Annotated in this window: 17 protein-coding genes and 1 tRNA gene; 12 read left to right on the top strand and 6 right to left on the bottom strand. The window is 39.4% G+C overall.

Annotated features, from left to right (window positions below; translation table 11 throughout):
• The first annotated feature begins 3 nt into the window (after nucleotides 1-3).
• Together B5X76_RS06225 and B5X76_RS06220 are read left to right on the top strand one after the other, a co-directional pair.
• Nucleotides 4-717 (top strand): pirin family protein, encoded by a 714-nt coding sequence (locus B5X76_RS06225; RefSeq protein ID WP_079642233.1) that lies wholly within the window; start codon nucleotides 4-6, stop codon nucleotides 715-717.
• Nucleotides 718-930: 213 nt separating this feature from the next.
• Nucleotides 931-2,403 (top strand): DUF3943 domain-containing protein, encoded by a 1,473-nt coding sequence (locus B5X76_RS06220; protein ID WP_079642231.1) that lies wholly within the window; start codon nucleotides 931-933, stop codon nucleotides 2,401-2,403.
• On the opposite strand, the gene B5X76_RS06215 is transcribed toward B5X76_RS06220, so the two are convergent.
• The 3 genes from B5X76_RS06215 to B5X76_RS06205 all read right to left on the bottom strand — a co-directional run bounded on the left by B5X76_RS06215 (nucleotide 2,400) and on the right by B5X76_RS06205 (nucleotide 4,546).
• A complete protein-coding gene (locus B5X76_RS06215; protein ID WP_079642229.1) occupies nucleotides 2,400-2,957 on the bottom strand; it encodes a GNAT family N-acetyltransferase in 558 nt (185 codons plus the stop codon). The two genes, B5X76_RS06220 and B5X76_RS06215, sit on opposite strands and share 4 nt — an antisense overlap.
• A 94-nt stretch (nucleotides 2,958-3,051) precedes the next feature.
• The gene (locus tag B5X76_RS06210) at nucleotides 3,052-4,392 is read right to left on the bottom strand and encodes a trigger factor (RefSeq protein WP_079642227.1); all 1,341 of its coding nucleotides are present in this window, start codon (nucleotides 4,390-4,392) and stop codon (nucleotides 3,052-3,054) included.
• A gap of 72 nt (nucleotides 4,393-4,464) precedes the next feature.
• Nucleotides 4,465-4,546, bottom strand: a tRNA-Leu gene (locus B5X76_RS06205).
• A 342-nt stretch (nucleotides 4,547-4,888) separates the two neighbouring features.
• Here B5X76_RS06205 and B5X76_RS22225 point away from each other — a divergent pair.
• From B5X76_RS22225 to creD, 3 genes are all read left to right on the top strand, one after another.
• Nucleotides 4,889-5,509 carry a hypothetical protein gene (locus B5X76_RS22225; RefSeq protein ID WP_079642225.1) on the top strand — a complete coding sequence of 207 codons (621 nt, stop codon included), beginning with the start codon at nucleotides 4,889-4,891 and terminating at the stop codon, nucleotides 5,507-5,509.
• Nucleotides 5,506-5,805, top strand: coding sequence for a winged helix-turn-helix domain-containing protein (locus B5X76_RS06195; protein ID WP_079642223.1), 300 nt, complete (start codon nucleotides 5,506-5,508; stop codon nucleotides 5,803-5,805). Before B5X76_RS22225 ends, B5X76_RS06195 begins: the two co-directional genes overlap by 4 nt.
• 124 nt (nucleotides 5,806-5,929) lie before the next feature.
• Nucleotides 5,930-7,411, top strand: coding sequence for a cell envelope integrity protein CreD (gene creD / locus B5X76_RS06190; protein WP_245800973.1), 1,482 nt, complete (start codon nucleotides 5,930-5,932; stop codon nucleotides 7,409-7,411).
• Between the two features lie 75 nt (nucleotides 7,412-7,486).
• Here the strand turns inward: creD and B5X76_RS06185 are convergent, their stop codons facing one another.
• Entirely contained in the window at nucleotides 7,487-8,122 is a 636-nt protein-coding gene (locus B5X76_RS06185; RefSeq protein ID WP_079642221.1) for a DUF6266 family protein, read from the bottom strand.
• Nucleotides 8,123-8,502: 380 nt separating this feature from the next.
• Here B5X76_RS06185 and B5X76_RS06180 point away from each other — a divergent pair, with 380 nt between their 5' ends.
• The 7 genes from B5X76_RS06180 to B5X76_RS06150 all read left to right on the top strand — a co-directional run bounded on the left by B5X76_RS06180 (nucleotide 8,503) and on the right by B5X76_RS06150 (nucleotide 20,817).
• Nucleotides 8,503-11,538 carry a M16 family metallopeptidase gene (locus B5X76_RS06180; protein ID WP_245800972.1) on the top strand — a complete coding sequence of 1,012 codons (3,036 nt, stop codon included), beginning with the start codon at nucleotides 8,503-8,505 and terminating at the stop codon, nucleotides 11,536-11,538.
• A gap of 155 nt (nucleotides 11,539-11,693) precedes the next feature.
• Entirely contained in the window at nucleotides 11,694-12,113 is a 420-nt protein-coding gene (locus B5X76_RS06175) for an HYC_CC_PP family protein (RefSeq protein WP_079642208.1), read from the top strand.
• A 91-nt stretch (nucleotides 12,114-12,204) separates the two neighbouring features.
• Nucleotides 12,205-13,599: a TolC family protein gene (locus tag B5X76_RS06170; protein WP_079642206.1), complete on the top strand. Its 1,395-nt coding sequence runs from the start codon at nucleotides 12,205-12,207 to the stop codon at nucleotides 13,597-13,599.
• Between the two features lie 64 nt (nucleotides 13,600-13,663).
• On the top strand, nucleotides 13,664-16,822 hold the full coding sequence (locus B5X76_RS06165) for an efflux RND transporter permease subunit (protein WP_079642204.1): 3,159 nt from the start codon (nucleotides 13,664-13,666) through the stop codon (nucleotides 16,820-16,822).
• Nucleotides 16,823-16,897: 75 nt separating this feature from the next.
• Nucleotides 16,898-18,034: an efflux RND transporter periplasmic adaptor subunit gene (locus tag B5X76_RS06160; protein ID WP_079642202.1), complete on the top strand. Its 1,137-nt coding sequence runs from the start codon at nucleotides 16,898-16,900 to the stop codon at nucleotides 18,032-18,034.
• A gap of 29 nt (nucleotides 18,035-18,063) precedes the next feature.
• The gene (locus B5X76_RS06155) at nucleotides 18,064-18,489 is read left to right on the top strand and encodes a TRASH domain-containing protein (protein ID WP_079642200.1); all 426 of its coding nucleotides are present in this window, start codon (nucleotides 18,064-18,066) and stop codon (nucleotides 18,487-18,489) included.
• A 228-nt stretch (nucleotides 18,490-18,717) separates the two neighbouring features.
• Nucleotides 18,718-20,817 carry a S9 family peptidase gene (locus tag B5X76_RS06150; protein ID WP_079642198.1) on the top strand — a complete coding sequence of 700 codons (2,100 nt, stop codon included), beginning with the start codon at nucleotides 18,718-18,720 and terminating at the stop codon, nucleotides 20,815-20,817.
• Nucleotides 20,818-20,859: 42 nt separating this feature from the next.
• On the opposite strand, the gene B5X76_RS06145 is transcribed toward B5X76_RS06150, so the two are convergent.
• Nucleotides 20,860-21,201 (bottom strand): DUF4870 domain-containing protein, encoded by a 342-nt coding sequence (locus tag B5X76_RS06145; protein WP_079642196.1) that lies wholly within the window; start codon nucleotides 21,199-21,201, stop codon nucleotides 20,860-20,862.
• A 161-nt stretch (nucleotides 21,202-21,362) separates the two neighbouring features.
• Nucleotides 21,363-22,310, bottom strand: coding sequence for an MlaD family protein (locus B5X76_RS06140; protein WP_079642194.1), 948 nt, complete (start codon nucleotides 22,308-22,310; stop codon nucleotides 21,363-21,365).
• Nucleotides 22,311-22,320 lie beyond the last annotated feature (10 nt).

Raw genomic sequence — 22,320 nt, 5'->3', positions numbered from 1 at the left:
AAAATGAGTCATACAGTTTTATTTAAAGCAGGTACTCGAGGACATGCAGATCATGGCTGGTTAAAGAGTTATCATACATTTAGTTTCGCTGGATATCATAATCCTGAAAGGATACATTTTGGAGCGCTTCGTGTTTTTAATGATGATTTTGTAGCCGGAGGAAATGGGTTTGGTCGACATCCACACGATAATATGGAGATTATCTCCATCCCATTAGAAGGAGAGCTCGCTCACCAAGATAGCATGGGCAATAGCGGGACGATACGACCCGATGAAATTCAGGTAATGAGTGCCGGAACAGGTGTTCAGCATAGCGAGTTTAACGGAAGTGAAACAGAGCCGGTAAAGTTTTTACAGATATGGTTGTTTCCAAATGCACAAAATGTCACGCCACGTTATGATCAGATAACTGTTGATCCTGCTGGTCGGATAAATAGATTGCAGCAGATAGTATCTCCTAATCCTGACGATGCGGGATCTTGGATACATCAGGATGCATGGTTTTATCGGTCCGATTTAGACGAGAGTTTTTCTCTAGATTATACCCTAAAAAAAGAGGGGCACGGGGTGTTCGTATTTGTCTTAGAAGGAGCAGTTTCTGTGGATGGGACAGCGTTGGATCGACGCGATGCTGCGGGCATTACAGAGACAAGTCGAATCACTATCCAAGCTAAAGCGAAGAGTTCTTTACTACTTATTGAAGTACCGATGCTATAAGCCGAGCGAACCAAGCTAAAAGCACAGTAATAGCACACTATTTTGTAAGAGAGAGGCCATAAAGGCCTCTTTTTCGTTTTATAATTTTTATTGACTACCAAAACATTTTATTTTTGTTCTTGTTTATTGATTGTAAAGCTGTCGATCCGTACTTCCCTCTGAAACTTCGTAGAAAGAAGGACGAATAGTAGCAGATAAATCCAACATAATCCAATGAAGAATTGTCTCTTTATCTTGTTGCTATTTATTTTTTGTAATGGGATTGCCAAATCGGAAGATTTCGACGTCAAGGTAGACTCGATACCAACACTCTTGGAAGACTCTACGTGGGTTAGTCCCCGGAAATTATGGAAGCCAATAGCTCTTGTGAATCAGGATTCAGTTAATTCGATGTTAAGCCCAGTACGGCCTAAGCACTTCTGGCGAGCGGGTACAGAATGGTTTTTGGCGCAAGCATTTCCGGCGCTATTCAATCGTTTCATTACCAAAGATCCCTACTCTTATATATCCTTTAAAAATTTTATTGATCATCAAAGAATTAGTGCATGGGATTGGGATGATAACCAGTTCACGACAAATCAGATCGACCATCCCTATCATGGACAGATCTACTTCAATGCTTTTCGGAGCAATGGCTATAATTTTTATCAATCCAGCGCTGCTACATTGGTAGGATCTTACATTTGGGAGACTGCTGGTGAGACCCAGCATCCCGCTATCAATGATTTAATTAATACGACTTTTGGCGGTATTATTCTTGGAGAAATGACGCATCGTGTTTCTCGTAATATCTTAGCGAGAAGTCGAAACGGACATAATGTGATCGGTAATGAAATCGTAGCACTTTTCGTAAATCCAGTGAATAGTCTAAATAGATTATTGGATGGAAAATGGGGTAAGCGTGTTGACGATTATTATAGCGTTGACTCTTCTGTTATTAGTGCAGAGGTCGATGCGGGGTTTAGACGATTCGATGCCAAAGAAGGAGATTTCTTTTCAAAAGGGAAAAACTCTTTTTACACCCGCTTGCGGTTTAAGTACAGCAACGGTGAACATAACTATAAACGACCTTTTGATCAGTTTTCCGTGAATCTGGAAGCGGGTAGTGGCGACAGTACTTTTATCAACGCCGTGAATGTTCATGCCTTGCTTTATGGTGCCCAGTTCTTTAAATCAAAGAAGGGAGAGCATTATGGCACATTGAATGCCCATTATGATTTTTATAATAATGATGCCTTCTTCTACGGAGCACAAAGTTTGAACTACAACTGGCTGTCCGAGTTTACCTATAAAAGCCAGAACAAGCTAAATCTTAGTTTAGGAGTTGGAGCCGTGTTGTTGGCAGCAGTACCAGACCCTTATCTGTTGTATGGCGCTAGCCGTAACTACAACTACGGATCAGGTGCATCTTATCGTTTTAAAGGAGATCTTAGCCTATTGAATCGATTGTTGTTTACCGCAGATTACAACGGAGGTATTTTTTATACAATTAGTGGTACACCTTCACATTATATCCTGCATGCAGGTACAGTAGAGGCTAGTCTTCGTGTCTTTAAGCGCTGGTCTATAAATTTGAGATCAGGTTATTTTTCGTTGGAAGGGGAGTTTAGAGACGAAAAATATCCCGATTTTCATCGGGAATACCCATTTGGATCTGTTTCTATCGGTTACAACATACGTTTTTAGGGAGTATATTGCATATGCTCCATCTTTTTACCAAATACAGATAGCGTCTTCTTTACAACGAATCCCATCTTCTCATAGAGGCGTTTGGCACTTGGGTTATCATGATCGACTAAAAGACCGAGTGTCTCGTTCCGCTTATTTGCAAATTCTTCAATGACAAATTCGATCAATAACTTGCCAATACCTTTTCCCTGGGCTTGCGCGCTTACGGCTATTGTGTCTATATAAATTTCACCCGCTTGTGTTTCATCAGCAGGGTGATAATCAATTTTATATTTTGTTTTGATATAATCCAATACAGGTTGACGGAGAGTTTGCAGCAGAGCTCCCGGATAAAGGCATATTTGCCCAATTATTCCATCCTCATTTTCAGCCACGAATATGTATTGGTAAGAGTATTGATTATTCTCCGCCTGTATGAGTTCAGAGAGAAATCTTTTTCCTTCTTCAAAATCTTCTCGGCCTATAAACTGATAGACGATTTCGGTCATCGCCAATATCATCAATTCGGCGACTTGGCGAGCATCCTCTTTTCTTGCTTTACGGATATGCATTGTTGTCGGATTTAAAATGTTAAAAAAATAAAGCTAAATTTAAAAAAAAGGGGTTAACATATTTCTGTTAACCCCTTTTTCTATAATTTAAAGATTAATATTTTTCTTCTAGTTTTTCGAATTTATCGTAATCGATTTTTTTAGATTTTGTCTTAACAGTAGTTTTCAAGTGATCAAAAACCTTAAGCGCTTTCACTTCTTCAAACAAACGGTTTGCTTGCTCTCTGTCAGATAGAAGTTGCATTGCGAATTGACCTAATTGTTCGTCTGTAGGCTCTTCGTTGATGTTGTACATCTTGATCTGTCCATAGATACGCTCTTTTGCTAGATCAACAACCTCATCGTATTTAACTTCAAGGTTATTAGCCGTTACGATACGGTTTTCGATGATTGTCCATTTAAGGTTGTTCAAGAAGTCAGCAAAACCTTCTTCGATTTCTGCAGGAGATAGGTTCGGGTTTGTTGCCTGTAACCATCTTTTTAAGAAATCTTCAGGAAATTTAGCCTCAACTTTATCCATACCAAAAGTGTACATATCATTACGTAGCTTTTGTGCAGAATTTTGTTTGAATAAGTTTTCTACCTCTTCTTTAACTTTCTCGTTAAATTGCTCTTCTGTAGTAACTTCTCCAGCAGGAAACAATTTATCAAAGAACTCTTGATTCAAATCAGCTTCTTCAAGACGGTTGATGTTCTGAACAGTAAGTTCAAATTTAGTAACGTCAAGGTTTTCAGCTTCTTCTTCTGTGATGCCTAAAATTCGTGCAATATCAGCGACTTTAAAAGCTTTTTTAATGTCGATTTTTACCGTATCATCTTTCTTTAAGCCAACCAGAGATTTCTTGATTTTAGCATCTTCAATAACATCTGTACGGATTGAAGTAGTTTTTTCAATACCCTCTTCTTTTTCTTGTTTTAAAGTAGCGTACAATACATCACCTTCTTCCGATACCTCTGGATTAGTCATTTTACCATAGCTACGACGTAGGTTTTTAGTACGTTCTAACAAAGTCGCTTCGTCAGCTTTAATATCATACTCCGTAAACTCAGTTTCTGCAGAGAAAGGAATGTCGAAAATAGGGGCAAGACCAATTTCGTAGTTGAAATTGAACGTGTCTTTAAAGTCCCAGTTGTATTTTGCGTCATCTTCACCTTCTACAGGAAGAGGTTGACCTAACACTTCTAGTTTTTCCTCTGTGATATATGCGGAGATTTTTTCGTTTACAACGCGATTTATCTCATCTAACAAAATAGCCTTACCGTAGGTACGTCTAATGTGACCGACAGGAACCAATCCAGGACGAAAACCAGGTAGTTTTGCTTTTTTTGCTTGATCTTTAATCGCTTTGTCGACTGCTGGATTATAATCTTCTGGTGCTAAATCAACGGCAATTTTAGCGCTGATGTCATCGATTTTCTGATGTGAAATGTTCATACTTTTCTTAAGCGTTATTTTCGCATTATAAAAAAAATCCTCCCGATGTCTTTTGGTCGGGAGGATATCAAGTGCGGAAGAAGGGACTCGAACCCCCACGCCTTGCGGCGCCAGATCCTAAGTCTGGTGCGGCTACCAATTACGCCACTTCCGCAGTTAGGATTTCTTTTGTGCTACAAAGATAGAACTCAAAACGATATTTGTCAAGCCTTTTTTAGAAAAAAAAGGTCTAAACCACACATATTTTAGATAACAACCTAGTATTCAGTTTGATTTTTTTTAAAAAAAATGAAGTGAAAAATTGATTTGCTAGGGAAATAAGAGAAATATGAGGCAATTGATGGAAGATGTACATATTTATAAGAGTTCTGGAGCTTATTTACGGAAGTATTAGAACCTATAAAAGGAGCGACTTAGTTTGAGGATGCCGATTTTTTTGAAAAAATATTTGCGGTAATGATATATTCTATGTTACTTTGGATATCAAAGTACTTTTATGAGTCATCAAGATATAATTAAGGAAATAGGACAGATCCGCTCATTAATGGAGCGATCGTCCAAATTTATGTCTATAAGTGGTCTTTCCGGTATTCTTATCGGAAGCTACGCGTTATTAGGTTCTTTCTTTGGGTATATTACCGTTTATGGATTTCGTAGTGACTTTAGGTATCGAGACAATTACATAACGGATTATGGTATTATCAATAAGTTGATCCTTATCGCTGCATTGGTTTTGTTCTGTTCTATTGTGACTGGAGTTTTAATGGCTAGGCATAAAGCGAAGAAGAATAAACAAACGATATGGAATGCTACGAGCAAAGCCTTATTGGGTGCGATGGCAGTACCTTTGTTAACAGGGGGGATATTGTCTATTATACTAGTGTATAAAGGAGAGTACGGCATGATAGCATCTACTTTACTGATTTTTTATGGTTTGTCGTTAAGTGCAGCGAGTACGTTTACGTTCAAAGAGGCCAGATGGTTAGGTGTAATGGATATCTTGCTGGGATTATTAGCATTGTGTTTTCCTGGTTATGGTTTGTGGTTTTGGTCCATCGGTTTTGGTGTGCTGCATATTATTTACGGAATTATTGTACATCAACGTTACGAAAAGTGAGTTTGGATTTAACGCTATATGATAAGGTGCTGGAGAATCGAGTTCGCCTGCAGATTATGGGGGTATTGGTCGCTAATGAGCACTATGATTTCAATTCCTTGAAAGAGTTGCTTCAGGTTACCGATGGGAATCTAGCGTCCAATTTAAAAAGTTTAGAGAAAGAAGGTTATTTGACCGTAGAGAAAAGCTTCGTGGATAGAAAGCCAAATACAAAATATATTAGGACTGACAAAGGGCAAAAGGCTTTCGAAAATCATTTAACAGCATTGGAAAACTTGATAAAGCAGCAGTATTAAATTTTTTTGCCCCTCAACTTTGAAAGTCAAAGTACTTTATATTTATTAAGGATTCCACACGGAGATAAAATTGAAAATAGTATAAATAGAATATTTAATTAATCACCTTTAAATAATAATAATCATGGAAAATGAAAGTCCAAAACCTCCACAACTGCCGAGTTCAAGTATGACAATCTTCGAGCGTATTAGCAATTCGATTATCTTGAAACTATTCGTCATTTTTATTTTAGTTTTAATTATGATGATCCCAATGTCATTGATAGATGATTTGGTAAGCGAGCGGAAGAATAGGGAACAGCAGGTTTCCGCAGAGATTGCAGCAAAGTGGGGAAGAGATCAAGTTGTAGTGAGTCCAATACTGGCAGTACCTTATGATTTTGTGAGCGAGGTTGTCAAAAAAGATAGTAAAGGGAAAGATTATGTGGTTCAAGGGATAGAACAAGATTGGATCTTTTTGTTGCCACGCAACACCGAGGTGCAGACAGATATAAAGCCGGAAAGCCTGAAACGAGGTATTTATCAATCGGTAGTTTATAATTCCGAAGTGGTTTTAAAAGGAAGCTTTGAAGGTTTCGACACGAAGCAGCTTCCTGTATCTGTAGAAAAGGTAAAATGGGCCGAGGCACAATTGGTATTTGGTATTCAAGATGTGAAAGGACTATCTTCAAATCCCGAGCTGGAATGGAACGGACAGAAGTTACCACTCGCTATTAATGTCCGCAATTTTGATTTGTTTAACAATAATCTGACTGCAGGCTTACCATTACAAAAAATCGAAGATTCTAAGCTCGACTTCCAGATTAAAGTCAAATTGAGAGGCTCCAAATCGATCAACTTTTTACCTTTAGCCAATCATACCGTTATCAAAACAAAAGGAAGCTGGGGTAACCCCAGTTTTAATGGGGCTTACCTTCCTGAGACACGGGAAGTCTCGGACAAGAGCTTTAACGCGGAATGGAACATTCCAAGTTTTGGAAGAAAACTCCCTCAACAGTGGGCAGGTGGAAATGACCGCCTATATCGATTCTCCGGGATGTCTCTGGCTGAAGCTGATTTTGATTCCTATGGCTTAACCACTGACGCTTCTGCGCAAGTGGCCAGTACAAGCGTGGAGGCGGCTACCGATATGGATATGGTCCAGATTAATTTTCTACCTGAGGTAAATAATTATCAAAAAACAACTCGCGTTGCCAAATACGGGATCTTAGTGATTGTACTCACTTTTGCATCGCTTTTCTTTACCGAGATAATAAAGAAGCAACGTATTCATCTTATTCAGTATATTCTTATCGGAGCAGCGATGGTTCTATTTTATTCGTTGTTGCTGGCCATATCCGAACATATGGGATTCAATGTAGCCTACTTATTAGCTGCAGTAGCGACCATTGGATTGATAGCATCATTTATAAAGATGATAACCAAAGATAATCGGACAGCCTTATTATTTATGGGGATCCTTGGGCTGTTTTATGGATTTATATTTGTTTTGATGCAACTCCGGGATTATTCGTTGATCGTAGGTACAGTAGGAATATTTATCATTCTTGCGATTCTTATGCGTATCTCGACGAAAATAAACTGGTATCAATTTGATAAGCAATGAGGTTAGGAACAGAAGGCATCAAGATGTATATAACATACATCTTGATGCTATTTAAACGATTTTAAAAAGACGGTACTAGACACAGCCAGCATACACCGAATCAGACATTTCTCCAGTGAATAGATCGTGTAGCCCCATATAGACATGCAATTGGTTTATTTTCTCAAAATGTTCAGGTAGCTCCCATTCTAATTGGCCAGCGCTCATGGTAGCTCGGCCCTCATAAAGACTAGCCTCATTTTCGATATCATAAGCCATTAGTAGTACGTTGTAATGTCTATCATATTGATAAGGCTCCGCCTCCCATGTTATCGTTAGTTTGCCTTGGTGCCGGTTTAATGAAGTGACAATTGGCATATCGAGATCTCCTCTAAAGATTAATGCCTTTTCCGGATTGATATACGGAACGGTATCTTGATCGTAATCAATTGCCTGTTTGAAGAGATAAGACTGTGCGGCTTGGAAGGTACCGATCCGACTGCCGGGAGGTGCTATTTTTTTGTAACCAAAGTTGATGATCGGAACGATAGGTGATAGAAATTTAGACACGGCTTTCATCCGGTTACGGTTGATTAACGCTAAGGGAGAGGGAGGGCGTTTTATTACATTTGGAAGCCCTCTTATAATTGCTTGGCCATTCAGCTCATAGCCTACCACACTTCCTACTTTTCCCGAGAACGGGCCGTTGATGCCACCTTTCAGTATTGCCATAATTTTTGAATTTAGGAGTATCGAATGCTGTGTGGGTTCGATACATGTTCTGTACTAGTTTATAATTAATTATTACTAAATATATAGGTTATTCTGATAATACAGAAATATAATAGAGTTTATCTAGAGTATTTCTAGTGGTTTACCTCTATGAACCCTCTATAAACCCTCTGGTTAACCACTAAAAATCCTCTTTTATAATTGGCTTTGCCACGACTTTATCCCGACTTTGATATTAATCTTTAAGAAATAGATGCGAGCCTTGGTGATCAGTATCATTTTCTGAAGATGTTGCCGTTTTTCACGATTTTAATTTATTTTTTCGGAGTTTTTTTTGTGATAAAAGAGTATGGCCGAAAATTTTACGAAAAATCAACATCGTGACTGAAGTAATTGATATTAAGCCTAAATTTGATATTAACCCGCAAATCCCCTCTAAGGCCGATTTAGCGTATGTAAACTCAGTTAAGTACAAGATGAAGAAAGCGAAAGTTTTTTATGTATTTGCATTTTTGTTCGTTTCTGTAGGTAACGGGCAGGCTCAGCAAACGAATTACGAATGGAAACAGGCTTCCGAAGGTGGATACGCTTATAAGTATGTTTCGAACGACCCTACGCATTCCAGATTTTATAAGCTCCAAAATGGATTGACTGTCATTCTGAGTCCCAGCAAAAAGCAACCAAGGATTCAGACGTATATAGCGACCAAGGCCGGTAGCAAGACGGATCCAAAAGATCACACAGGCCTGGCGCACTATCTAGAACACCTCTTGTTTAAAGGAACCGAGCAATATGGCTCTTTGGACTGGGCTAAAGAAAAACCACTTCTGGATAAAATCGATGGTCTATATGAATCTTACAACTCAACAAAAGATGAGGTGAAACGTAAGGCTATTTATAAAGAAATCGATGCTGTATCCGGAGAGGCCGCGAAGTATGCTATTGCAAATGAATATGATAAGCTCATGAGTAATATGGGAGCTGAGGGGACCAATGCCTTCACTTCTTTTGAGCAGACGGTATATATCGAAGATATTCCTAATAATGTTGTTGATAAATTTCTTGCCGTACAGGCCGAACGATTTAAGCGTCCTGTTTTTCGCCTGTTCCATACAGAACTAGAGGCTGTGTATGAGGAGAAAAATATTGGTCTGGATACGGACAACCGTAAAGCTATCGAGGCGATGTTTGAAGGACTTTTCCCTACCAACAATTACGGACAACAGACTGTTATTGGTACTGTAGAACATCTTAAGAACCCTTCTTTAAAAGCAATAAGATCTTATTTTGAAACGTACTACGTGCCTAATAATATGGGAGTAATCATGTCTGGGGATTTTGATCCCAATGTCATGATTAAAAAAGTGGATGCCGCCTTCTCCTACATGAAGGCTAAGGAAGTGCCACCCTATACTTTTGAACCAGAAAAACCAATCAGCAGTCCTATTTTAAAGGAGGTGAAAGGCCCGAATTCCGAATTTTTATTCTTAGGATTCAGATTTCCAGGTGCTGCTAGCAAGGATGCGCAAATGTTGAACCTTTTGGGGAGTATCCTTACGAACGGATCCGCTGGCTTGATTGATTTGGATTTAGTAAAATCCCAAAAGTTACTAGGAGCAGGGGCATTCCCTTATATCCTAAAAGATTATTCCATGTTGATTCTGCAAGGAAATCCTTCGCAGGGACAATCTTTGGATCAAGTAAAAGAACTATTACTCGCCGAACTTGCTAAGTTACGTAAGGGCGAATTTTCTGAGGACCTGATTACTTCTATCGTAAATAATGAGCGAAAAGCACAGATTGCTCGAAATGAAAGCTATCAAGATCGTGCAGAAGAATTAATGGGGGCATTTACCTCGGAGTTGGATTGGGCTAATGAACTACGCAATACCGATTGGTTGGCTACAGTAACCAAGAAAGATATTGTTGATTTTGCAAATAAGTATTTGAATGATCAAAATTATGTAGCCATCTATAAACGTCAAGGGGTAGACGAAAATGTTGTTAAAGTGATTAAGCCAGAGATCACTCCTGTGACGGTGAACCGTGAAGCACAATCTGCATTCTTGACTAAGGTAAATGCAATGCCTGAAGAAGAGATTAAACCGGTGTGGTTGGATTATAATAAAGACATTCAGAAGTCTTCCAGTAATGGGGTAGAAGTATTGGCCGTAGCGAATAACGATAATGAATTATTTAGTTTGGTGTATCGCTTCCCGCTGGGAAAATGGAACAATAGATTACTAGGATTGGCTGCAGGTTATTTGGAGTTTTTAGGAACTAAAGAAAAAAGCAGCGAACAATTCAGTAAGGATTTTTACAAATTAGCGACTGATTTTTCGGTTTCTGCCGGTAATGAAGAGACAACGGTATCTATAGCGGGACTCGATCGTAATTTTGGACCTTCTGTGCAGTTAATTCAGGATCTTCTTAAGAACTGCGTAGCTGATCAAGCCGCATTTGACGCATATATTGCACGCTTGAAAAAATCGCGTATTAATGCAAAAGAAAATAAAGGTGCTATTATGGACGGACTCAAGGCCTATGCAAAATATGGTTCAAAAAATCCATTCAATTATACGTTTACCGATACCGAACTTGACCAATTAAAAGCTGCGGATTTGGTTCAGGTACTACACGATCTAGCTAAGACAAAACATACTGTACTTTATTTCGGGCCAAAGAAAATTGCTCAGATGACAGCCGCACTGCCTGCGCTCAAAGGCGATGCAGGTACATTTTTGGCGATTCCTACAGGAACATCTTTTAAGGAATTACCTACAACCGAAAATCAAGTCTTAGTTTCGAACTATAAGATGAAGCAAGCTGAAATTTTTTGGTTCAGGAACTCAGATAGCTATAATGTAGCTTTGACACCTACGGTATCTCTATTTAATGCCTACTTTGGTGGGGGAATGGGAAGTATTGTGTTCCAGACCATCCGGGAGTCTAAGGCTTTAGCTTATTCGACTTACGCATTTTATGCTCCTCCTTATAAAAAGGAAAATCACTATACCGTTGGGGCTTATATCGGTACACAGTCCGATAAGTTTATGGATGCTATTTCAGGAATGAATGAACTGATTGACGTATTACCAGAGTCTTCGAAATCTTTTGAAACGGCAAAGCTGAGTTTGATGAAATCTATAGCGAGCGAGCGTGTTACTAATACGGGCATTCTGAATAGTTACCTTGCGGCCGAACGACTGGGAAATCAAACTGATATCCGTAAGACGGTATATGAAAAGATTCCGGCGCTAACGTTTAGCGATGTCAAAGCTTTTCATGCCAAAGAGTTTAGTAAGAAACCTTATATTTATTGTATAGTAGCTGACGAGTCAGGTCTCAAAACCGAAGATCTAAATGGTCTGGGTAAAGTTAGAAAGCTATCGTTAGAAGAGATATTTGGATATTAATGTACACAACTACCTAATCATATACCTCAATTAATGGATGGACGGGTCACTTCTCTCAAGAGTGGCCCGTTTTTTTGTAATGACACCAAAATTTTACAACAATTTATCTAAATCATATAAATGAAAGATTATCTTCGTTACATATCTTTGTCGCGATGAAACAACTGCTCGTCATATTGCTGTCACTCCTGTACTTGGTATTGTCTTCGGGCTTTACCCAGTTTTCGCATGAGTGTGCAGGATCGGCGGTTCGGTTGGTCAGTCTGAGTTCTTCTGCGACTGGAGACAGTCCTTGCTCTATCTGTTTGTCCAAGGAAAAGAGCTTAAAAAAGTCAAAAAAAGGCTGCTGTAAACACGAAAGCAAAACGTTGAAGGTTGATGTTTCTACCAAGGGCAACAGCAGTTCAGATTATGCTTTAAAGGTATTTGCCCACGTATTCCCTGAGCGTATGCTCGGCGCTCTTTTCGATATGTCTATCGAAGAAGATGTTGCGGTTAACACAAAATACTATTCTACCAAGGTAGTCCCTTGGAGCAATCCCCTCTATATATTCTATTGCGTTTATAGAATCTAATCCCCTTTCAATTTTCTTATAATGCCGAAGACGGATCTGTTGTCACAGATCTGCACACACCTTATTTTTTTTATTTTAAATGTATTTATCGATGAATTTAAAGTTCATTGCGTCTATGTGCATGGTACTGGGGATTTCTACAAGTAGTTCTGCTCAGATACTGGGTCTTAAGGACGCGTTAAAACGCTCTGTTGAAAATTACGACAAAATTAAGTCCAAGCAGGTATTGGTAGAAGCTTCCGCGCAGAATACGGTATATCAACAGAAACAGTATTTGCCAGACGTTACAGTAGCTGCCCAGCAGAGTTTTGGTACTATCAACGCCCAAAATGGGCCATTATATGCCTATGGTGGATTAGCTTCGGCCGCAACTTCGATGCCGATGGCCGAGCAAAGCTGGAATGCCGCATTTGGCTCGTTATATTTTGCCAATGTGAATTGGAATATTTTCACGTTTGGTCGCTTGAAAAAGCAAGTAGATGTCGCTTTATCCAAAGAAAAGACTGCATCTGCTGATGTTGATCAGGAGATATTCCAGCATCAGGTAAAAGTGAGTGCAGCTTATCTTAATCTTTTAGCAAGCCAGCGGATTAAATATGTACAACAAAAGAATTTTGAGCGTGCTCAAGTCTTTTTTGATATGACGAGTACGAGAGCCAAAAGTGGATTGATCCCTGAGGTAGACGCTTCGTTGGCAAAAGCAGAAGTTTCTAATGCCAAGTCTATGGAAATAAAGTCCTTTGATAAGGAATTGGAATATTCCAAGCAATTGGCGGTATTGATGGGCGAGGATTTTAGTCTATATACATTGGATAGCATCTACAGTACAGCTACTCCAGCCCCTGTGGGTATATCTGCTCCGGAAGATTTTAATAGTCATCCGCTATTGGTCTGGAAACAACAGAAAATCGAAGAAAGCATGGAGGCCGAAAAATTAGTTAGCGCCCATAAGAAGCCAAATCTTTCTGGATTTGGAGTTATTCAGGGACGTGGTTCTGGTTTTGACTGGAACTATGTGCAGGACAATTCGGCTTATTCTTCTTCCTACTTAAAAGGTGTAGGTATCGATCGTAGCAACTTTTTAGTAGGTCTTACCCTAAGCTGGAATATTACAAATTTACTTCGCTTCGATAGTAAAGTTAAAGAACAACGCTTGGTGACACAGTCCTTGAAATACGATTACGATCGCGTATATAAGGAACTGGATGCACAGGCTACATTGGCAAAAAGGCAGATTGATAACTCTTTTGAAAATTTTGAAGAGACTAAGACTCAGCTTTCCGCTGCACAATTGGCTTATAAGCAGCATACTGCGCTTTATAAAAATGGCTTGACGAATTTGGTAGACTTTACGCAGGCGCTTTATAGCCTTCATCGTGCCGAAATTGACTATGAAATTGCGCAAAATAATGTATGGCAGAGTTTATTACTCTTAGCATCATCCAATGGAGATCTTACAATCCTCTTAGACGCTGATGTGAAGTAGTTGGATATTCCATCCCGATTGATCGGTGAAAATTAATGACAATTAAAGAACAAATTATTTACATATGAATTTAATCAGATTTGCACTCCGAAAACCAATAGCCATTATGGTGTTGGTGCTGGGGTTACTCTTCTTCGGTATTAAAGCTGCCCAAGATGTTAAAGTAGATATTTTGCCCGAGATGGACCTTCCGGTAGTCTATGTAGCGCACTCGTTCAATGGGTATACGCCGCAACAGATGGAAGGTTATTTCACCAAAATGTATGTAAACATGCTTTTGTTTACAAATGGTATTAAAAGTATTGAATCCAAGAATACACAGGGACTTACCCTAATGAAGGTTGTTTTTTATGAAGGGACTAATATGGGCGAGGCCTTAGCTCAAATTAATGCGTTGTCTACACGTTCGCAGGTATTTTTACCTCCGGGCGCACCACCGCCATTTATTATTCGTTTTGACTCCTCTTCACAACCAGTAGGTCAGTTGGTGTTTCGAAGCAATACCAAGAACAGTAACCAATTACAGGATATCGCGAATTTCAATGCGAGACCATTTTTGATTGCTATTCCTGGACTTACAACAGCGCCTCCTTTTGGAGGTAGCCCACGTACGATAGAAATTAATATTGATCCTATTAAGCTTAGAGCACACAATCTATCTCCAGAACAGGTGGTTGAAGCGATCAGCAGAAACAATATCACATCGCCTTCAGGCAACGTGTATATCGGTGATACCAATTATTTGACACCGACTAATAATACCGTCAAAACAGTAGAGGAATTGGGAGATGTACCCTTGTTTAAGGGGACGATAGACAACGTATATATACGTGATGTTGCCACGGTGAAAGATGGAGCAGATATTGCCACAGGTTATGCACTGATCGATGGCAAGCGTTCGGTATATGTTAATATCGCCAAGGCTAGTAATGCGTCTACACTTGATGTGGTGAATACCTTGAAAGAATCTTTGCCCAAGATTCAACGTAATATGCCCGACGATGTGACGATTTCTTACGAGTTTGATCAGTCTGTCTATATATCCAATGCCTTAAAAAGTTTAATTATTGAAGGCGTGCTTGGTGCTTTGTTGACAGGGCTCATGGTTATGTTGTTCTTGAATGATAGACGTGGAGCATTGATTGTAATTATGACAATTCCGATTTCTATTATATCGGGGGTTCTATTTTTGAAGCTTTTTGGACAGACAATTAATATTATGTCGCTTTCCGGATTAGCGCTAGCCATTGGTATTTTGGTGGACGAGAGTACGGTAACCATCGAAAATATACATCAGCATTTTGCAATGGGTAAAACGCGGGCTCAGGCTATTTGGGATGCCTGTAAGGAAATCGCCTTTCCTAAGTTGTTGATCATGTTGTGTATTCTGGCGGTATTTGCGCCGGCATTTATGATGACTGGAATTCCTGGCGCCCTATTTATGCCTTTAGCCTTAGCCATAGGTTTCTCTATGGTTGTTTCGTTTTTGCTGTCACAGACTTTTGTGCCTATTATGGGTAATTGGATGATGAAGCACAACCCAGAGACCTGTGCAAATCCGTCGCATAAAGGCGATTGGTTCACCAAATTTAGGGACCGTTTTGTGAATATGCTTACTGGAATGATGAAGTTTAGAAAACCTATAGTTGTCATCAGTCTTGTTTCTATTCTATTCACAGTTTTTGCATTGTATCAATTTACGGGGAAAGATGTACTTCCGACAGTAAACTCAAGGCAGTTTCAAGTACGTATCAAAGCTGCTGAAGGTACACGTATCGAAGTGACAGAAACAAAAGTAAAAGGTTTCTTAGCGCATCTGGAAAATATTGTAGGAAAGGATAACATTGCTATTTCTTCGGTATTTATTGGTCAACACCCATCTACGTTTGCGGTGAGCCCTATCTACCTTTACAATGCTGGACCCCACGAGGCATTGATGCAAGTGGCTTTAAAGGAGTTTAAGGGCAATTCAGATGAGCTTAAGGATAAATTACGTGCCTATTACAAGGAGAAGATGCCAGATTTGCATATCTCTTTTGAGCCTATTGAGTTGACAGAGAAGATTCTGAGTCAAGGCGCGAATAACCCTATTGAAATTCGGGTATCAGGTATGATGAAGAAAATGAATCGTATGTACGCGAATAAGCTTCTTGCAAAACTCAAGGAACTGGAATATATGCGTGATCAACAGGTTCCTCAATCGATGGATTATCCTGCCCTGCAAATTAATATTGATCGTACCCGTGCTGCTCAATTGGGTTTGGACGCACAGGATATCGCTAAATCATTGGTAGCTGCAACAGCATCTACACGCTATACCAACAAAAACTTTTGGGTAGGTGGAATGATGGGGATTGCCTATGATGTACAGGTACAGACACCCCAGAATATACTAAATAGTAAAGAGGAATTGGCTAACCTACCCTTGTCTAAAAATTCAGAAAGACCTGTGTTGAGTGATGTGGCTACTATCACACCAACCAAGGAATTGGGGGAGAGCTACAATTTGGGGACAATGGGGTATACCACAGTAACAGCGAATATCCATAAGACCGATTTGGAGCGTGCTTCCAAGGATGTTGCTGCTGCGATCGCGTCGTTAGGTGAATTGCCTAAGGGCGTTAACGTTGATATTGCAGGTTTGGCTCCTGTATTGAATGAGACGATGAAGAGTTTGGCAACGGGACTATTAATTGCTGTCGTTGTGATTTTCTTGATGTTGTCGGCTACTTTTCAATCTTTTAGAGCTTCCTTGGTTATTTTGACTACAGTTCCTTTCGTAATGGTTGGATCTCTGGTGCTGTTGAATTTGACGGGGTCAACTTTGAACTTACAATCGTATATGGGACTAATCATGTCGGTCGGGGTTTCTATTGCGAATGCAGTCCTCCTAATCAGTAATGCGGAGACTGTACGTAAGCAAGGAAATGATGCCATGGCTGCAGGTTTAGAGGCTGCAAAATTGCGGATAAGACCGATCATTATGACAACATTGGCAATGGCGGCGGGAATGCTTCCAATAGCTATTGGTTTTGGTGAAGGTGCAGATCAGATATCGCCATTGGGTAGAGCCGTTATTGGAGGGTTGATTTTCTCTACTTTCTCTGTTTTGGTGGTACTTCCGTTAGTATATGGATGGATGATGAAAAATGTTAGCATCCTAAGTCCGTCATTGGATCCAGAAGACGAAGAAAGTGTTCATTTTAATCAATCAACAAATTAATAAAAGTAATTATTCGTGTGGAGTGTGAAGTACACACGAATATTCATCATGTTTTTTTAATCAAATTATACACGTATGAAGTTATTAGTATATACAGCTATTGCATCCATGTTTGTTTTTACAGCCTGCAATAACGATAAAACAGAAGTAAAGGAAGGAAAAAAGGAGGAAGGAAAAGGTATGCCTGGTATGGCTATGGGCGGTATGTCAATGAATCCTTTTGAGACGGTTGTGATCGGGAAGAGTAATCCATTGGTGAAATTGCAATTAGCAGGTGAATTAATGCCAGATCAGCATACAGAACTATTTGCCAAAGTCAATAGTTATGTAAAGAATATTCGGGTAGATATTGGCGATAAAGTGTCGCAGGGTCAGGTTCTGATGTTTTTGGAAGCGCCTGAGATCCAATCTCAAGTTGCTAGCGCGAAAGCTAAATACGAAGCCCAAAAGGCAATCTATGTATCTACAAAGTCTACTTATGATCGTATGTTGGACGCAGACAAGACGGAAGGTGCAATAGCAAAAGATGCTATTGATCAGATAACAGCTAGAAAGCTATCTGATGAGGCACAACTGAATGCTGCGAAGTCGGCGTATGAAGAGATAAAGGATATCGATAATTATTTGGTGATCCGAGCTCCATTCGCAGGAACTATTACGGATAGAAATGTCGATCTCGGAGCTTATGTGGGACCGATGGAAAAAACACCTCTATTGGTGATCCAGGATAACAGAAAATTACGTCTTAATCTATCTATCCCAGAAGCGAACACGCCTTATCTAAAACGAGGGGATACCATCCGCTTTCATGTTCGTTCGCAACCACAAACGAAATATATGGCGTTAGTGACGCGTAAAGCGGGTAGTCTCGATGTGAAGTTTCGGGCCGAAAAGATTGAAGTTGATTTTGTGAATACGAATAACGTGCTAAAGCCATTTATGGTTGCCGAGACGGTTATTCCATTACAGAATACAGAAGCGACATTCTTTGTGCCGAAGATGGCGGTTGTGGATAGTGGTATGGGGGTATACGTGATCCGTGTTGAAAACGGGAAAACAAAGAATGTCCCGGTGCGTAAAGGGCGCATGATGCCAGATAAGGTAGAGGTGTTTGGTGAGTTGAGTGAGGGGGATGTAATTCTTAAGATGGCTACGGAAGAAATGCTAGAAGGAACAGCAATTCCCGCGAAAGGAGAGATGAAAAAATCTTAGTAACAAGATGTTTGTAAAAAGTTTATTAGATGAAGAGTATAGTCAAAATTTGGGGTATCGCAGCAATTGTTGCGATATCCTTTACAGCCTGTAATAATGGCGATAAAAAAGTAGAAGACAGCGTAAATGTGTCAATAGATAGTAAAGCGATTAATACCCGAAAAAATCCCTTAAAAGGTAAGCAAGTACCGCAGAATTTGGTATGTATGGTGAATGATGCTTATATGGGGAAGGAACAGATATTGGTCGAGCATGAGGGTAAAAAGTACTACGGCTGTTGTAACATGTGTAAGGAGAAAATTCCTAAGGACACAACAGCCAGATTTGCTACGGATCCCTACTCTTTGGAAAAAGTAGATAAGGCGACTGCATTTATCGTTGTGGTAGGTGACAATGGTGAGGTCGCTTATTTTCAAAACGAAGGAAATTACCAGAAGTTTATTAGTGAAAGTTAGTTTATAGTTTTTTTTGATGCCTTTTTAACCGCCATTGGCGGGATTAAGATCATAGAAGTTTTACATCGTTCCGTGCTGACAATTTCTAGGTATTTTGTCAAAGCCTATCTTCCTTATCTTAATTTTAAAGGCATCTTTTTAATCTAAATTTTAATGCAGGGTTCTACGCCCGTTGGACTACTCTTAGGATATTTTCTTATCTTGCACCTTTGCTTATTAGAAAAGGTTATGAACAAATTATCCATGTTGGCTGCAGGCTTGCTTATAAGTGTGACTACTGTAGCGCAAAAAAAACCAGAAGTTGAATTTGATAAATCGCTAATCACTACGAAAGTGCACGAATCGTTTGGAAAGAAGAATATGACGGCAATGGATCTATGGGAATTGGGGCGGGTGTCTGCGGAAGGCTTAAGTCCTGATGGGAAAACATTGTTGTATGGGGTATCCTATTATTCACTGAAAGACAATAAATCTGAAAAAAATCTTTATGCGCTTTCTTTGTCAGACAAATCTGTTAAGCAATTTACGGTTGATGCTGGTGCTGAATCGGTATTGACGGTTGCTTCTAATGGAGATGTACTCTATACCTTTAAAGGTCAGATCTGGCGGAAAAGCCTGCAAGGGGGCGAGCCTGTACAGCTAACAGATGTGGAAGGAGGATTGGAGAATGTTAAGTTTTCGCCGGATGGAAAACACATATTATTCAGTAAGTCTGTGTTAATCAAAAATTACCACAGCGTCGATAAATATAAAGATCTTCCGAAATCTAATATCTATGTTTATGATAATCTGGATTATAGACATTGGGATAGTTTTAATGATGGCCGTTTTAATCATCCATTCATTGCTAGTTATACCAATGGCAAGATTGGTGAAGCTGTAGATTTGTTGAAGGACGAGCCTTATTACAGTCCAACTGCACCATTTGGTGGTGCGGAAGATTTTGCCTGGAGTCCCGATGGTAAATCGGTTTTTTATGTGTGTAAGAAAAAATTCGGAAAGGAATATGCTACCAGTACCAATACGGACATCTATCAATATGAGTTAGCCACAGGTCAAACAAAAAATATCACCGAAGGCATGTTGGGCTATGATAACAACCCGGTATTCAGCCCGGATGGTAAACGCCTTTCTTGGTTGAGTATGCGCACCGATGGCTACGAAGCGGATAAAAATGATATCGTAGTATTAGATCCATTGACTTCGCAGAAAGTAAATCTTACCGCACATTGGGACGGTACGGTGAACTCCTTTGTGTGGAGTAAAGATAACCGTAAAATTTTCTTTGTAGCACCGACCCGAGGTACAGTTCAACTTTTTGCAATTGATGTTCCTGTTAATCTTAATGTGAGATCATTACCTAGCATTCAGCAAATTAGTGATGGTCAGTTTGATATCATTGGTATCGTCGGTGAGTTGAAAGATGGATTGGTGGTTAGTTCAACTAAGATGACGCAGGCTACAGAGCTGTATCACTATGCATTTAAATCAAAGAAGCTGAGTCCATTGACTACGGTCAATGATGCCCATTATGCAAAACTGAATGAAACTAAGGTGGAAGGAAGGTTTACCAAGGCTTCTGATGGACAGGATTTGTTTTCTTGGGTAATTTACCCGCCCAACTTTGATCCGAGCAAAAAGTATCCCACATTGTTATTTTGCCAGGGGGGACCTCAATCTGCTACTACGCAAGGCTATTCTTTCCGGTGGAGTTTTCAATTGATGGCATCTCAAGGGTATATTGTCATTCTTCCTAATCGTCGAGGAATGCCGGGATGGGGTGTTAAGTGGAATGAAGATATTTCGAAAGATTGGGGAGGACAAGCAATAAGAGACTATCTTTCTGCAATCGATGACTTTTCTAAAGAAAGTTACGTAGATAAGTCCCGAATTGGCGCTATCGGTGCTAGTTATGGTGGTTATTCGGTGTTTATGTTGGCTGGTGTACACGAAGGCCGTTTCAAGTCATTTATTTCCCATTGTGGTTTGTTTGATATGACATCTTGGTACGGTACTACAGAAGAACTGTTCTTTGCAAATCACGATCTAGGTGGCGCGTACTGGGATAAGAAAAATGAAAAAACTTATACAGACTTTAATCCGATCAAACACGTTGATAAATGGAATACACCAATTTTGATATTTCAAGGAGGTAAAGACTATCGTGTACCTATAGGGCAAGGACTGGAAGCATTTCAGGCGGCTCAGCTAAAAGGGGTAAAAAGCAGATTGGTATATATGCCGGATGAAAACCATTGGGTGCTTTCAGGGCATAACGCGCAAGTATGGCAACGGGAGTTTTTTGATTGGCTCAAAGAAACACTTTAATATAAAAAAATAAAGGGATCCAAAATGGATCCCTTTATTTTTTTATAATGTACTGAACCATTTTTGAAATAATTGACCTACAAAAGGAAGTTCTTTTTGACTGCCGTTGAAAGCAGATATTAATCCCATAATCCATAAGATTAATAAAATCGTACCGACAATCATAGCGATGATTTCTCCTGCTACTGGAACTACACGTAGAATTCCAGAGATAAGGCCCACGATTAATAATCCCATGTTTTGACGGATATGGAATTTTGCAAAGTTATTGTTTTTGTCTTTGTTCATTACAAAGGCTATAATTAATCCTATTAATGTGATATAGGATATTATTGCTATGTTTTTTCCTTCCTGAACGCTGTTTTTTACTGATTTGTTGTCCATTGCTATTAAATTATCGTTTTGTTTTAGCAAAGGTATTTATAAAAGGACTGCCTTTTCTTCCCCGAAAACCGGGATATTGCAAAGTTTAAATGGACAAGAGGAACAAAAAAAGCCTTTCAATACCATAGTATCGAAAGGCTTTTTTATAAGTTATAATTTAATTATTTCGTATCCTTCTTGCCAAAAATTGAAATCTTTAAATATTTGCCGGGATTTGTTTTTAAATCATGGACAAGTTCATTCAGGTTTGCTGATGCACTATTAAGGTTATCATACAGCTGCTTGTCGTTGAGAAGCAAGCCGATGGATCCTTCCCCTTGATTTATTTTGCCGGTTATGGCCTGAACGTCCTTCATTGCCTGATGGGCGTTGTCTATGGTCGCCTTGATCTCGGTCTTGGATAGATCGTCCGAGAGATTGTCAAGATTGGCCAAGATCGAATTTATCTTTTCGTTGTTGTTTTTAAAATTGCTGGTAATAGATTCTAGGTTTTGCATGATTTTAGCCAAACGAATCCGTTCAGATCCCATCAAGTTTTCCACATCATGTGTTATTTTCTCCATATTGGTCAATGACACAGATATGCTACGTAGACTTTTTTTGAAATCGCGCTGAAACTCATCGTCTAAGGCTGTATTTACTGCACTTAGTACAGAATCTAGCTTGACCACTAGGTTTTCGATTTTCTTTTGTAGAGGTTCTACTTTTTCCATTAGGTTGGCTTGTACGTCCGACTGTAAAGGATCTCCATGTCGAGCCATTGTGCTACTGTTGCCCAAGTCAAATACAATAACTTTACTACCCAATATACTTTCGCTAACGATTCGAGCAATGGTATTTGAGGGAACATTGTACTCGCTTTTTATTTTAAATTCTGTACGTATCTTGCCGTTATCCATAAGATACATTCGAGATACACGCCCGATCTGATATCCGTTCACCATTACAGGTTTCGATGTTGCAAGACCGTCGACGTTGTCATAGTCGGTATAAAACATGTTATCTGAACTGAAAACATCATTTCCTCTCAAAAAACTATATCCTATAAATAATAATGCAATTGCTATTGCCGTTAATGCGCCTACTTTAGTCTCGTTTGATATCTTCAAAATACGTTAA

The organism is Sphingobacterium nematocida (genome assembly GCF_900168125.1).
Lineage (GTDB): Bacteria > Bacteroidota > Bacteroidia > Sphingobacteriales > Sphingobacteriaceae > Sphingobacterium > Sphingobacterium nematocida.
The sequence above is the reverse complement of the archived record's forward strand: the minus strand, read 5'-3'. Positions and strand labels throughout refer to the sequence as shown.